Annotated in this window: 11 protein-coding genes; 7 read left to right on the forward strand and 4 right to left on the reverse strand. The window is 56.9% G+C overall.

Annotated elements, in window-relative coordinates; all coding sequences use genetic code 11:
• Positions 1 to 238: 238 nt before the first annotated feature.
• A complete protein-coding gene (locus HEQ34_RS13290) occupies positions 239 to 769 on the forward strand; it encodes a retropepsin-like aspartic protease (RefSeq protein ID WP_296201291.1) in 531 nt (176 codons plus the stop codon).
• A gap of 216 nt (positions 770 to 985) precedes the next feature.
• Here the strand turns inward: HEQ34_RS13290 and HEQ34_RS13295 are convergent, their stop codons facing one another.
• A complete protein-coding gene (locus tag HEQ34_RS13295) occupies positions 986 to 3,160 on the reverse strand; it encodes an alpha-galactosidase (protein ID WP_296201293.1) in 2,175 nt (724 codons plus the stop codon).
• A 92-nt stretch (positions 3,161 to 3,252) separates the two neighbouring features.
• Between HEQ34_RS13295 and HEQ34_RS13300 the strand changes: the two genes are divergently transcribed.
• The 3 genes from HEQ34_RS13300 (at position 3,253) to dapE (ending at position 7,464) form a co-directional block, all read left to right on the forward strand.
• Positions 3,253 to 4,782 (forward strand): SLC5 family protein, encoded by a 1,530-nt coding sequence (locus tag HEQ34_RS13300; RefSeq protein ID WP_296201294.1) that lies wholly within the window; start codon positions 3,253 to 3,255, stop codon positions 4,780 to 4,782.
• A complete protein-coding gene (locus HEQ34_RS13305; RefSeq protein WP_296201295.1) occupies positions 4,779 to 6,245 on the forward strand; it encodes a glycerol kinase in 1,467 nt (488 codons plus the stop codon). Before HEQ34_RS13300 ends, HEQ34_RS13305 begins: the two co-directional genes overlap by 4 nt.
• 79 nt (positions 6,246 to 6,324) lie before the next feature.
• A complete protein-coding gene (gene dapE, locus HEQ34_RS13310) occupies positions 6,325 to 7,464 on the forward strand; it encodes a succinyl-diaminopimelate desuccinylase (RefSeq protein WP_296201296.1) in 1,140 nt (379 codons plus the stop codon).
• Positions 7,465 to 7,466: 2 nt separating this feature from the next.
• On the opposite strand, the gene HEQ34_RS13315 is transcribed toward dapE, so the two are convergent.
• The 3 genes from HEQ34_RS13315 to HEQ34_RS13325 are packed head-to-tail and all read right to left on the reverse strand — an operon-like array spanning position 7,467 to position 9,909.
• Positions 7,467 to 8,021 (reverse strand): Smr/MutS family protein, encoded by a 555-nt coding sequence (locus HEQ34_RS13315; RefSeq protein ID WP_296201297.1) that lies wholly within the window; start codon positions 8,019 to 8,021, stop codon positions 7,467 to 7,469.
• A 7-nt stretch (positions 8,022 to 8,028) separates the two neighbouring features.
• Positions 8,029 to 9,237, reverse strand: a complete 1,209-nt coding sequence (locus tag HEQ34_RS13320; protein ID WP_296201299.1) for a murein transglycosylase A — start codon at positions 9,235 to 9,237, stop codon at positions 8,029 to 8,031.
• A gap of 12 nt (positions 9,238 to 9,249) precedes the next feature.
• Entirely contained in the window at positions 9,250 to 9,909 is a 660-nt protein-coding gene (locus tag HEQ34_RS13325; protein WP_296201300.1) for a Tim44/TimA family putative adaptor protein, read from the reverse strand.
• Positions 9,910 to 10,163: 254 nt separating this feature from the next.
• On the opposite strand from HEQ34_RS13325, the gene secB reads away from it, so the two are divergent.
• The 3 genes from secB to trpS are packed head-to-tail and all read left to right on the forward strand — an operon-like array spanning position 10,164 to position 13,305.
• A complete protein-coding gene (gene secB, locus HEQ34_RS13330; RefSeq protein WP_296201301.1) occupies positions 10,164 to 10,673 on the forward strand; it encodes a protein-export chaperone SecB in 510 nt (169 codons plus the stop codon).
• A 23-nt stretch (positions 10,674 to 10,696) separates the two neighbouring features.
• A complete protein-coding gene (gene murJ / locus HEQ34_RS13335) occupies positions 10,697 to 12,301 on the forward strand; it encodes a murein biosynthesis integral membrane protein MurJ (protein ID WP_296201302.1) in 1,605 nt (534 codons plus the stop codon).
• Positions 12,302 to 12,306: 5 nt separating this feature from the next.
• Complete coding sequence (trpS, locus tag HEQ34_RS13340; RefSeq protein ID WP_296201303.1) at positions 12,307 to 13,305, forward strand: tryptophan--tRNA ligase; 999 nt, start codon at positions 12,307 to 12,309, stop codon at positions 13,303 to 13,305.
• Positions 13,306 to 13,499: the final 194 nt, after the last annotated feature.

Below are 13,499 nucleotides of genomic sequence, written 5' to 3' on the forward strand. Positions count from 1 at the left end.
TTGGCGCTCCGGATCAAGACCATCAAACTTCAAACGCCCCGGCAAAACCTTGGCATCGCTGGCGACATAAGCGAGCGCATAGATTGCTGCGGATTTATCGCGCGCAACGACGCCGCTGGCGATCAACTGCGGCGCGCTGTCCACAACATCACCGTAATTCCGTAATTCGTAATTGGCCTTGCGCCGACAGAAGGAGAGCTATAATAAAAGACTAGTTTTGAAGATCTAAGGAGATGTTATGCGTGTCGCGATGATGGTGCTGGTTGCGTGGGTCCTGTTGGTGACACCTCCTCAGGTTGAAGCACAGCAACCAGAACCAAACCATCCGGAATTCTCGCTCGAACAGACGCTTCTTGCGAACGGATATAAGGTGGTTGCCCTGACGAAATTGCGCACAGGCCATGAAACGATTGAGGTAACACTCAATGGTGTGAGGGGCAATTTTGTTCTCGATTCCGGCGCAGGGGCGTCTGTCGTACACAGCGCCAACCGCAACAAATTCGGCCTTACCGAAACGGGTGCCTCGATCACCGGAACGGGTGCTGGCGGGCAAATCTCGCTGCAAACGGTTCCGATACGGAGTTTGAGTCTCGGTACCGTCGCCGTTCCGCAGCCAGAAATTTCAGTCACGGACCTGGGCTATGTAGTCACTGCTATCCAGCAAGCTGCCGGGGTGACCATCGACGGCGTTATCGGCCAGGACATACTGACGCGCGATGGAGGTATCATCGACGTGCGCTCGCAGCGGTTGTTCTTGGAATTACGATGATGTTGTGGACGGCGCACTGTTGAGTTGAATTACCGTGAATTACCGTGACGGTGCACTTAATTCCGACATCTTTGCCATTTTGACGCCACGAAGCTCGATTTAAGTGGTCCTGACCCAATGCCGGATATGGGGCGCAGTCAGACCTATATAAACCAATGGCCCCACTAAAGGTTCGACTGACGCAGATGATCATTGGCGCGACCGCGTTGAAGCGCTTCAGATGGCGGCGACGTGAAACAGCAAGCAGGTTTCGGGATAGGCATGCGGCAATTGCAACCCATGTTGCATCAATGCCGCGCCGCTGAATATTGCGCCCGCGCCGGTCAGGTTCAGCGTTTCAATCGCCGACGGTCCTTTCACCGCCTGCCAATTGGTTGGCCATATAAGCTGGAGCCTATATTGGCGCTCCGGATCAAGACCATCAAACTTCAAACGCCCCGGCAAAACCTTGGCATCGCTGGCGACATAAGCGAGCGAATAGATTGCTTCGGATTTATCGCGCGCAACGACGCCGCTGGCGATCAACTGCGGCGCGCTGTCCAAACGATATAAGTCGCCTGTATGCAGCAAAGAACGGTGTTTTTTATGCAAATCTATGGCGTTTTTGAGCATATCAAGGTCCGCCGCCCGCTCGGTCAGCAAATTCAGCTCAAGCCCCATATGCCCCATAAATGCCGTCGCCGCGCGCATTTCCATCGATAGCCGCCGTCCCGTCACATGACATTTTGCGGGCCCTATATGACAACCTAACACTTCGAGAGGCAGGAAAAAGCTGGCCCCGCGTTGGATTACTTGGCGGTCTAGCGCGTCATTGCTGTCGGACGTCCACACACGGTCGCTATGCGCCAAAACGCCCATATCGGCGCGCGCGCCACCGGAGGAACAGCTTTCAATTTCGACCTGCGGATGCGCGCTGCGGACGCGGTCAAGCAACGTGTAAAGCGCCTGAACTTGGGCAAGAGCGCGCGCTGTGCCGCCTTGCCCGCCGGGATGGCTAAGGTCGCGGTTGTTGTCCCATTTGATGTAGCTTATGTCATGATCGCGCAACATCGCGTCGATCGCATGGAACAGATAATCGGCAACTTCTGGACGGCTTATATCCAGCGCCAATTGCGACCGGAACGGCACGTGTTCGACGCCCTCCAGGCCCAATACCCAATCGGGATGCGCGCGGTACAGGTCGCTGTCGGGGCTGACCATTTCGGGTTCGAACCACAGCCCAAATTCCATGCCAAGGCCCGTGACATGATCGACCAACGGACCAAGCCCATCGGGATAAACGTCCCGCGATACGGTCCAATCGCCCAGCCCCGCACGGTCATGGCGGCGGCCACCAAACCAGCCATCATCCAAGACAAAGCGTTCCACACCAATCTCCGCGGCGCGGGTCGCGAGTTCTTTCAACTTATTGATATCATGATCGAAATAGACCGCCTCCCAACTATTGTAATGCACCGGACGGGGCTTGGCCCGCGTTTCAGGCCGCAGCAATTTTGTCCGCACATATTCGTGGAATTTGCGGCTGAGCGCGCTGAGCCCGCTGTCACTATAAGCCGCGACAATCTGAGGACTTGCATAACTCTCCCCCGGCGCGAGCCGCACTTCGCCGGGTAAAAGCAACGCGCCAAGGCTGGTCAACACCCGCCCATCGGTGAGCGAATCCACGCGCAGGCGATGATTGCCGCTGAACGCCAGATGAAAACCATAGGCCTCGCCAGCGCTTTCATGGGTATTGGCGGTGGCCAGCAAGATAGCGGGGTAGCTGAAATGCGACGTCCGCCCGCTGCGGTTCTCGCGCAAATAGGTTGCTGCATTGCGCGCCACCCGCCCTTGCGTAAACTCCTGCGTCCAACGTCCCGTAAAGCCGATAATATCGGTCATTATGTCTGGCACAGGCAGGCACGCGGTCATCATGTCGTTTAGATCAAGCGGCGTTGCCCCATAATTGGTCAATGTTGACCGGATGCGCAGCACGCCGCTGCACCCATCAAAATCAATCTCATATTCCAACCCAAGCCGCGTGCGTTCGTCGCGGCAAATGACCTTCGCGCCGTGGTCGCGCGGTTCGACCTTGGCGACGGCAAATACACTGCCCCAATCCTTGCCCGCCCGATGCGCGGCAAAGCCATGAAACATCGGATGGCCAAGCCCCGGCTCCATCGCCAAGGACAAAGGCAAGGACATATCCGCCACGCCGTGCATCCCTTGCCGTTCGGACAGCCGCTCCAAATCGGCACCATCCACGCCCAAGGGCAAGGCCGCACCCCAATATAACACCGACAAAGGCGCACCCTTGGCGCAGGCCAATATCAAGCAGCTATCTGGCGCATCAAAACGCATGTGGCGCAAAATATTTTCTCCCTCGGGCGCAGTTGCAACAATCGCGCGCATCAGACGCGTTGCCTTTTCAAACACATGCTCTAGTTTCGCAACCAACAAAAGCGCAGAGCAATTTGACGCATAAAACAATAAGGGGGATTGCGATGTTCGAAGCCAGTCAATCGGCCGTTCAATTCGGTATTTTTGTGGGCCTTATGGTCCTCATTGCTGTGTTCACTTGGGCCAAGGTGCGTGGGAAAAATCACGCCGATGGCGACCAGAGCAAAACCGACAAAGACATATTTCTTGCTGGCGGCGGGCTGAACTGGTTCTTCGTGGCGGGCGCGATTACGCTCACCAATCTTTCCACCGATCAATTGGTGGGTATGAATGGCAATCAAATGCTGTTGCTCGCATGGTGGGAACTGGCGGGGTTTGTCGGGTTGCTGATCTTGGCCTTTGTCTTTGTGCCCATTTACTATCGTAACAATTGCACGACGGTGACGGAATTATTGGAAAAAAGATATAATGGCGGCAGCATTCGCACCGTCATTTCGGCGCTGTTCATCATCGGCAATATCTTTATTTTCCTGCCCGCAGTTATCTATAGCGGGTCGTTGTTCATGCAGTCGGTCTTTGGCACCGAAATGCCCGTCATCGTCATCGCGAGCATCTTTGCGGTCGTTGGCGCGGCTTATGCGATATTGGGCGGGCTGCGCGCGGTCGCAGTGCTCGATACCTATAGCGGCGTTGGCATATTGGGGCTGGCGCTGGCGGTGGTGATTTTGGCCTTGGCAGCGGTCAATTTCGACCTGTTTACCGGCGTTCCGGCCGAACGTGTATCGATGATCGGCAGCTTGGATTCGCCCATTCCATTCCACACTTTATTTACAGGAATGATTTTCATTCAGATATTTTATTGGTCCACCAATCAGAATATCACGCAAAAGGCATTGGCCGCGCCGACGGTGCGCGAGGCACAGAAAGGGGTCATGGCCGCCGCGATTGTTCGCGTGCTCATCATCCCGCCGATTGTCGTCATCCCCGGCGTCGTCGCCTTCAAATTGTTCGGCGATGTCGGCGACCGGGCCTATGGCATGGTGGTCGCGCAAGTATTGCCCAGTTGGACCAGCGGCATGTTCGCCGCGATGATTGCAGCGGCTGTGCTCACAACTTTTTCGGCGGTTCTGAACGCGACGATCACGCTCTACACGGTCGATTTCCATCGCAAATTTATCAATCAAAAGACCAGCGCAATCACGCTGAACCGCGTGGTCGGCATTGGCGCAAGCATCGTCGCGATTGCGCTTGTGCCTTTATATGCTGGCGCGAGCAGCATCATCAACTTGCTGCAGGAACTAAACGGCCTGTTGTCGATGCCTATCTTGTCTGCCTTTATCGCCGGGCTATTGTTCCGCAATGTCGATGCGCGGGCGGCGATAGTCGGGCTCGTTTACGGTGTTGGCATTTATGCGCTGCACAATTTCATACTCTACCGTCCCGACACGCTGTATGTGGGCGAGACATTTTATCAGCATTTTGGCCTGCCTTGGCTGCATTATATTGACGTCATGGTCTTTGTGCTGGTTAGCTCGGTGCTGGTGGCGCTTGCGGTCAACCGCCTAATTTTCGGCAACCGCGCGATATTCATTTTGTCCAAGGAGGGACGCGCAATGCGCGCGGCAGAAGCATGAGCGAATATATATTGGTCATTGACGAAGGCACGACATCAACCCGCGCGGTATTGTTTGCAGCGGACGGTAGCGCCGTGGACAGTTGCCAGCGCACGCTAACGCAGCATTATCCGCAACCTGGCCTTGTCGAACATGATGCGCAAGAAATCTGGAACCTGACGCTTGCTTGTGCGCAAGCGATGGTGGCCAAGGCAGGGGGTGCGGACCGGATCGCCAGCATCGGCATCACCAATCAGCGCGAGACTGTGGTGTTTTGGGACAAGCGCACCGGCGAGCCACTCGCGCCCGCCATTGTATGGCAAGACCGGCGAACGGCGGAAATTTGCGCCGCGATGAAGGCGCAAGGCGAAGAGCCCGTGGTTCAGGCGAAGACCGGATTGTTGCTTGACCCTTATTTTTCGGGATCGAAAATCGGTTGGGCGCTCGAAAATTGGCCGCAGTTGAAGGACGCGGGCGCGCATCTGGCGGTCGGCACAGTTGAAAGCTACCTCGTCTATCGGCTGACGGGCGGAAGCCATATCACCGACGCCAGCAATGCCGCACGCACCGCGCTCATGGCGATTGGTAGCGGCGGATGGGATGACGGGTTGATGGACCTGTTCGGCGTTCCACGCGACATATTGCCAGAGATCACGGATTGCGCAGGCGACCTTGGCACAACATTGCCGGAACATTTCGGCGGCGCGATCCGCATTTCGGGCATGGCGGGGGATCAGCAAGCCGCAACCATAGGGCAAGGTTGCTTTGCCGTCGGGCAGACGAAGGCGACCTTTGGCACCGGCGCGTTTGTGCTGACGCAAACCGGGACCACATTGCGCCAGTCCCGCCACCGCTTGCTATCAACGATTTTGTATCAATTGAATGGTGAACGTCATTATGCGTTGGAAGGGTCGGTATTTGTCGCGGGCAGCCTTGTGCAATGGCTGCGCGATGATCTGGGGCTGATCGCAGTTGCCGCCGAAACCGAGCCGCTGGCGCGTAGCGTGCCCGACAATGGCGGCGTCTACCTCGTGCCTGCGCTTTCGGGGCTAGGCGCACCGCATTGGCGTCCCGATGCCCGCGCCACGATCAGCGGATTGAGCTTTGCGGCCACAAAGGCGCATGTCGCCCGCGCTGCGCTGGAGGCGATGGCGCATCAGACCTATGACCTCAAAACCGCCTTTGCCGCCGATGGTGCCGATTGGGCCGAATTGCGCATTGATGGCGGCATGGTGGCGAATGACTGGATGGCGCAGGACCTCGCAGATATGCTGGCGATTGATGTCGAACGCCCCGCCTTTGTCGAAACCACCGCACTTGGCGCAGCCATGCTGGCGGCGGTTGGTTGCGGACTATTCCCCACATTGGAGGATGCGGCCAGCATGCGGGGCGGAGTAACGCGTTTTACACCGATGCTTGGTGCAGAGGCGCGCGACGTCCGCTTGTCTGGCTGGTCAAACGCACTGGCCCGCGTTCTGCAATGATGCGCTGACAAAAAAGGCGTTGCGTGCGCCAGACGTCTGACTTGTTTTGGCGCGCATTAATCCGTAACGACTCGGATTAATGAATGATGCCCTTGCACTGGCTTATGCCCAACGACTGATCGCTTGCGAAAGCGTCACACCTGCCACTGGCCCGGTTTTTGACGCGCTTGAAGATATGCTTGTTCCGCTGGGCTTTACCGTCGAACGCTTTATTTCGGGCGAAGACGATACCAACCCCGCACATGGCGCGCCTGTTGAAAATTTGTTCGCCATTCGTGCGGCAAGCGGAAAGCACTTTGCGTTTGCTGGTCACGTCGATGTCGTGCCGCCCGGCAATGGCTGGGCTAGCGACCCGTTTGTGCCAGAGATTAAGGGCGATTTGCTGCACGGACGCGGCGCTGTCGATATGAAGGGCAGCATCGCCGCCTTTGTTGCTGCGCTGCATGACATCCCAAAGGATGCAGGCACGATCAGCCTGATCATCACGGGCGACGAAGAAGGGCCTGCCATCCACGGCACACGGGCACTGATCACCCATATGCAGGCACGCGATAGCATCCCTGATTATTGCCTCGTCGGCGAACCTACCAGCGTCAACCGCTTGGGCGACATGATGAAAATCGGCCGTCGCGGTTCGGTGAACATGTGGATTTCCGTCGCGGGCACGCAAGGCCATGTCGCGTATCCACATCTGGCGGACAACCCAATTCCAAGGCTTATTGCGATTCTGGCCGAGATCGAAGCCATCACGCTCGACACAGGCACCGATTGGTTTCAGGCGAGCAATATCGAGGTTACCGACCTGAGTGTCGGCAACAAGGCAACCAATGTCATTCCCGCACAGGTCGAAGCACGATTGTCGATCCGGTTCAACGATCTGCAAAATGGCGATGCGCTTGTTTTAAGGCTCCGTGAGCTTGTTGAGCGCCATGGGGGTATGCTAACAGCCATGATATCCGGAGAGGCCTTCCTGACGCCTCCTGGCGCGTTCTCAGCGGCGATATCCGACGCAGTTGAGGCTGTCGTCGGCATCGCCCCCGAAGCATCGACGACGGGCGGCACTTCGGACGCCCGATTCCTGACCAAAATATGCCCGGTGGTCGAATTTGGCCTGTGCAACGCAACGATGCATAAGTTGGACGAAGCGGTCGCGATTGCCGACTTGGCCGCACTCACGGAGATTTACCGCCGCGTGACGCTCAAAATGCTGGCAGCTTAGGCCTAGCTTTTCAACATGATGTAAAGCGCGCCCGTACCGCCATGGCGCGGATGGGCGTTGCGCACCGCCGAAATATGGCGCGCATGCCGCGATGCCGCCAACCAGTCGCGGACAACAGCGGCAATTGCGCCCCTGCCCTCGCCACTTGCCCGATCATGCGCGCGCGGTTTGCCGGTTACGAGCAATATCACTTTCATCCGCTGCGCAATCGCCTGCTCCAACGCACCATCGAGACGGTTATAGGCCAGCGAAAGCGACGCGTCGTGCAGATCGATGCTGACGTCGGGCACTATGCTACCGCGCGTGATCCTTTTGTCCCAATGTCCGTCGAGATACTGGGGCACAGGCGCAATCTTGCTTTGCACGGGCGTATGTTTTGGCTTTGTATCGGCAGGGACAGGCTTTGGCTTGGCGTTCAAAAACTTCGCCAGCACCGCCTTATCCGCCGACGGGGTCGTAACAGGCACCGGCTTTGGTTTGCCGCCATGCATCGGTTTTACGGTCGCAATGACCCTGCCCCAAAGGGACTTTTCCGTGCTGTCGAGATGCCGCGCCATGCCAGATTTACAGGCCCAGCCGCGCAACCGCCGCCTTGGGCAGGAAAACAAGCGCGGTGCCCCGCGCCGCCATGCCGCCCGCAATACCGCGCGCGCGGTCGCCAGCGCCCCAGAAGGTATCAACGCGGTTCGCGCCCTTGATGGCGCCGCCGGTATCCTGCGCAATCCAAATACCATTGGGTTCTGCGCGGTCCATCGACAGCCATACCGGCGCGCCCAGCGGAATGAATTTCACGTCCACCGCAATGCTTGCCTCACCCACCACAGGATAGCCCATCGCGCCCAAGGGACCGGCGCCGGTCAGTTCGCGGAAGAAAATATAGCTTTTATTTTCCTGCATAATCTTGCGGCCCTCTTCGGGGTTGGCGTGTAAAAAGGCGACGATACCTTGCATAGAGGCATCGGTAATCAGCCCGCGATCCCGCATCAACCGGCCAATGCCGGTATAGCCACGCCCATTTTGGCTTTCATAGCCAATGCGCATCACATTGCCGTCGGGCAGTTTCAACCGGCCCGACCCCTGAATTTGCAGGAAGAAGAATTCGACAACATCGGACGCATAAGCGATTTCAAGGCCGCGCCCAGCCAATGCGCCATTTTCTATCGCAGCTCGGTCGTCATATTGCACAAATTTCGTGCCGCTGACCTTGCCCCGGATGCTGCGTCCCTTGAGCTCATCGGAAAACTGCCCAAGGTCAACATCAATCAGGTCTGATGGGCGCTTATAGACGGGAACGTCGCATCCAACTTGCGGCGTGCGGCAACCGGCGATTTCGGGTTCAAAATAGCCCGTGGCAAAAGCCCTGCCGTTGCCGACCTGCACCGCATCCATATGCTCTGCAAAAAAGGAAATGGCATCATTGGTCCATGTTTTGACGGCGTCGCATGCCGCGACCCAGTCGCTCCCTTGGGTCAGGCCGCTATTGTCGGCACGGCTGACAAGGCCGGGGCAACTTGTCCTGAAACTATCCATCGCAAGTGCCGCCTTGCGCGCATCAACCTGCAAAGTGGTAATTTGCGGACCGCGCACCGCGCCAAGTCCTGCCGCTGTTGTGATATCACGCGTCGGCGCAGGCGTTGCCGCTATATCCGCGACTGGCGGTGCAGGCACCGTTGAACCCGACGACGTTGCGGGGCCAGTATTAGGAATCCCCCCGCTTGCACAAGCGGAGAGCGTGAGGGCCGATAGACCAAGAATGAAAAGGGCGCGTTTCATCGCCCGGGTGAATCAGACCGAGTCGGTTTCGTCAAGCTTCCAGTTACGGCCGCCCGATTTCACGTCGCGCATGAATGTCCAGATATCATGCGTTTCCACCGCATCTGTCATCGATCCACCAATGACATTTCCATCGGCATCCTTGACCATCGCGGCAATGTCGGCGTCAAAGCGCACCGAGATACGGGCCATGGGGTGATCGTAACTTGCGTCGACAACGCGAATATCGTCAATGCGGACCAAGCGGTTTTCGAGGGTTTCACCACGCGCAACCCGGCCATCAATCGCCTCGGCGAAGCTTGCATAAACGTCATCATCGCACAGGAAGCGAAGCGCTTCCTTGTCGTTCTTCCAATAGGCCTCAAGCACCATTTTATAAGCGGTTTTTGAACCCTCCACGAACGCGCCGAGATCAAAACCGCGATCTGCATTACCAATCGCTTTGATGCCGCTTTGCGCGGCCATATCGACGTTGGACAGATCAGTAGCGGGCAAAACCGACGCAGCATCACCACCAGCAGATGGCTGCCGCAACAATGGCGGGGTATTCGCTTCAACAGGGCGGCGGGCCACAGGTTCTTGTTCATGTCCGGTACGTTTGCCGAGCACTGCGTAAAGGCGAAGGCCCAAGAAAGCTGCAACAAGAGCGAGCAAAACAATAGTAAACGTCACAACGCCTCCATCCGGCAAGAAACTAAACATGGTCCCGGCGCGAAAACTAATCGCCATGCTCCCACATCAAAACATATAGGCACTATTGATACGGGTTTCAAAGGGCTTTGCCCAAAGAAAAATGCACGCTCAGGTAAGGACATGGCACAAGCGCAACAATCATTGCCCTTTGACGGCACGCCTGCTAGGCGCGTCGGCCATAAAGGGGTCGTATCAATACGGCTGTGGCAACCAACAAGAAAGCACGACACATCATGGCCGACGAAACAGGCACTATCGTTTCCGACAAGGTAAAAGCAAATGGCGAAGACACTGCGCCCGCCGTCGGCATGTTGAACCAGTATATCAAGGATTTGTCGGTTGAAAATCCGCACGCCCCGCACAGCTTTAACTGGGAAGGCGCGCCGCAAATTGATGTGCAGGTCAACATTCAAGCCAACGCCATTACAGACGAAGTGCATGAAGTCGCCTTACGGCTTGCCATCAAGGCAGAGACTGACGATGGCGTACAATTCTCCGTTGAGCTGGATTATGGCACCTTGTTTGGCCTGCGTAATGTCAGCGAAGAGCAAGCCCACCCGTTTTTATTCGGTGAAGCCCCGCGCTTGATGTTCCCATTTGCGCGCCGAATCGTTGCGGACGCTGTGCGCGATGCCGGCTATCCGCCACTGGTGCTTGAACCCATCGACTTCAACGCGCTCTACATCCAGCAGCTTTCGCAAGCACAACAAATGGCAGAGACGCAGCCTGCCGGCGAAGCCTGAAGCCGACGGCACCAGGTGAACAGATGAGCCTGGTTCGAAACAGCATTACCATCGGGGGGCTGACTTTGGTCAGCCGCGTCTTGGGTCTGGTGCGCGACATGTTGATGGCACGCTTCGTAGGTGCGGGCCTCGCGTCCGACGCATTCCTGATCGCATGGCGTTTACCCAATCTGTTCCGGGCACTTTTTGCCGAAGGCGCGTTTGCGGCGGTATTCGTGCCGTTGTTTAACAAAAAAATGACGCAGGCCGAACGCGAAAAGGCCGACCAAGGCCTGATCGCCGCGCGCAATTTTGCAAGCCAAGTGCTGTCGGTACTGTTCCCGTTTCTGGTGCTGTTCACGGCCCTTATGATGCTGGCCGCTGGCCCTATTGTCTGGGCTATGACGGGCGGCTTTCCTGATGGCGGGCCGGAGAAGTTCGCGCTGGCACGGCACTTAACGATCATCACATTTCCCTATCTGGCGCTGATATCATTGGTATCCTTGCTTGGGGGCATATTGAATTCGCTGAACCGATTCTGGGTGAATGCCGCAGCGCCGATCTTGCTGAACATCTGCATGATTATCGCGCTGATTTTCTTCCGTGGGGATAATCCCGTTGAAACGGCGGTAACGCAAGCAGTTGCAGTTACCGTGTCGGGCGCGCTGCAATTGCTTTGGCTCATCTGGGCCTGTCACCGCGCTGGCGTTAATCTTAAACTGACACTGCCGCGCCTGACGCCCGACGTGAAGCTCATGCTGGCCTTGATTGCACCCGCCGCGATTGGCCAAGGCGCAATCCAGTTCAATCTGTTAATTTCCACCTCGCTGGCTGCGCGGTTCCTTCCTGAAGGATCTGTATCGTGGCTCTATTATGCCGACCGCCTGAACCAGTTGCCGTTGGGCCTGATTGGCATAGCAATCGGTACAGCTATTCTGCCTGCACTATCGCGGCAGATTGCCGGGGCAGATAGTAAAGCCGCGTCCGACACGCAGAACCGCGCCGTCGAACTGGCCTTATTCTTCGCGATGCCCGCAACGGTCGCGTTGATTGTTTCGGCGATCCCGATTGTGCATGGCATATTCGAACATGGCGCATTCATGCCTGCCGACACAAAAGGGACAGCGGCGGTACTGATGGCATTTTCGGCAGGCGTGCCGGCCTATGTGCTCATCAAGGTGCTTACCCCCGGATTTTACGCGCGTAGCGACACCAAAACGCCCTTGCGGCTGGCCTTATGGTCTATGCTGGTCAACCTTGTCGGCAACCTGATCCTGATCTGGCCCTTGGCGCATATTGGCGTCGGCGTGGCGACCGCGATTGCCGCTTGGGTCAACGTGGCGTTGCTGTGGTTCACTTTGCGTAAACGCGGCCATATCGCCGTCGATGCGCGGTTGAAGCAAAAGGCATGGCGCATAATTTTGGCGGCTGCCGTTATGGGCGTCGCGCTCTATTTCGGAAATGAACGTATCGAAGACCAGCTTGGCACGGGCTTATGGCGGCGCATTGCCGTTTTGTTTAGTTTGGTAAGCGCTGGCGGCGCGGTCTATGCGCTGGCCATATTGCTGTTCGGGGCGTACCGGATCAGCGAATTGAAATCCCTTTTCCGCAGGCGTGCAATTGCGCCCGCGGCTTCTGCAAGCGAGTAAATTCTATGCGCGTCGTTTCGGGTATTCAGCCAACTGGCAACCTTCATCTCGGCAATTATCTGGGCGCGATCCGCAACTGGGTGAAGATGCAGGATGAAATGGAATGCCTGTATTTCCTCGCGGATTTGCATGCCATTTCGATGCCAGTTGTGCCCGAGGAGTTGACCGCAAACACCCGCGAGATGGCAGCCGCGTTGCTCGCCTGCGGGCTGGATACCAATAAGGCAATCCTGTTCAATCAGGCGCGCGTTCCTGCCCATGCGGAGCTGCAATGGCTGCTGACGGGCACGGCGCGGATGGGTTGGCTAAACCGGATGACCCAGTTCAAGGACAAGTCCGGCAAGAACCGCGAAGGCGCGAGCATTGCGTTGTTTACCTACCCGGTGTTGCAGGCTGCGGACGTGCTGCTGTATCAGGCAACGCATGTGCCAGTGGGCGAAGACCAGAAGCAACATTTGGAGCTTGCCCGCGACATCGCACAAAAATTCAACACCGATTTTGGCAAGGGCACAGAGATTTTTACCTTGCCTGACCCCATCATTCCCAAAGCTACGGCGCGCATCATGAGCTTGCGCGATGGTAGCGCCAAAATGTCCAAATCTGACCCAAGCGACATGAGCCGAATCAACCTGATCGACGATGCCGACACGATCTTAAGCAAAATCAAGAAGGCCAAGACCGACCCAGAGCCGTTACCATCGGAGGCCGCCGGTCTTGAAGATAGGCCCGAGGCGAAGAATCTCGTCGGCATCTACGCTGCCTTTGCCAACGAGACTGTGGAAGATACGCTGACGCGTTTTGGCGGTCAGGGCTTCGGGGCATTCAAGCCTGCACTGGCAGAGATTGTGGTCGAACATCTACGCCCCATTTCGGAACGCTTTAGCGCGCTAAAGGACGACCATGAACAGATTGACGCGGCATTGGCGAAAGGCGCGGCGAAGGCCCGCGAATTGAGTGCGCCGACGTTAAAGGCAGCCTATGCTGCGCTTGGCTTGCTGCGTTGAATAATGTTATATGGTCGTTCAACCGTAGTTCAGCGAAATTATTCTAATTTTGACACATTAGGGTCAGGACCTATTAAATGCACCTTCGCGGCGTCAAAATGGCAAAGATATCGAAGCAAAATGTCCGCCGCAGGCAGTCATTCTGCCTGCAAGGGCATTTTGTTTCGAGATCGAAGCCATTTTGGCGTCCTTCG

Origin of the sequence: Sphingorhabdus sp. (assembly GCF_023910635.1) — a bacterium.
Taxonomy (GTDB): Bacteria; Pseudomonadota; Alphaproteobacteria; order Sphingomonadales; family Sphingomonadaceae; genus Sphingorhabdus_B.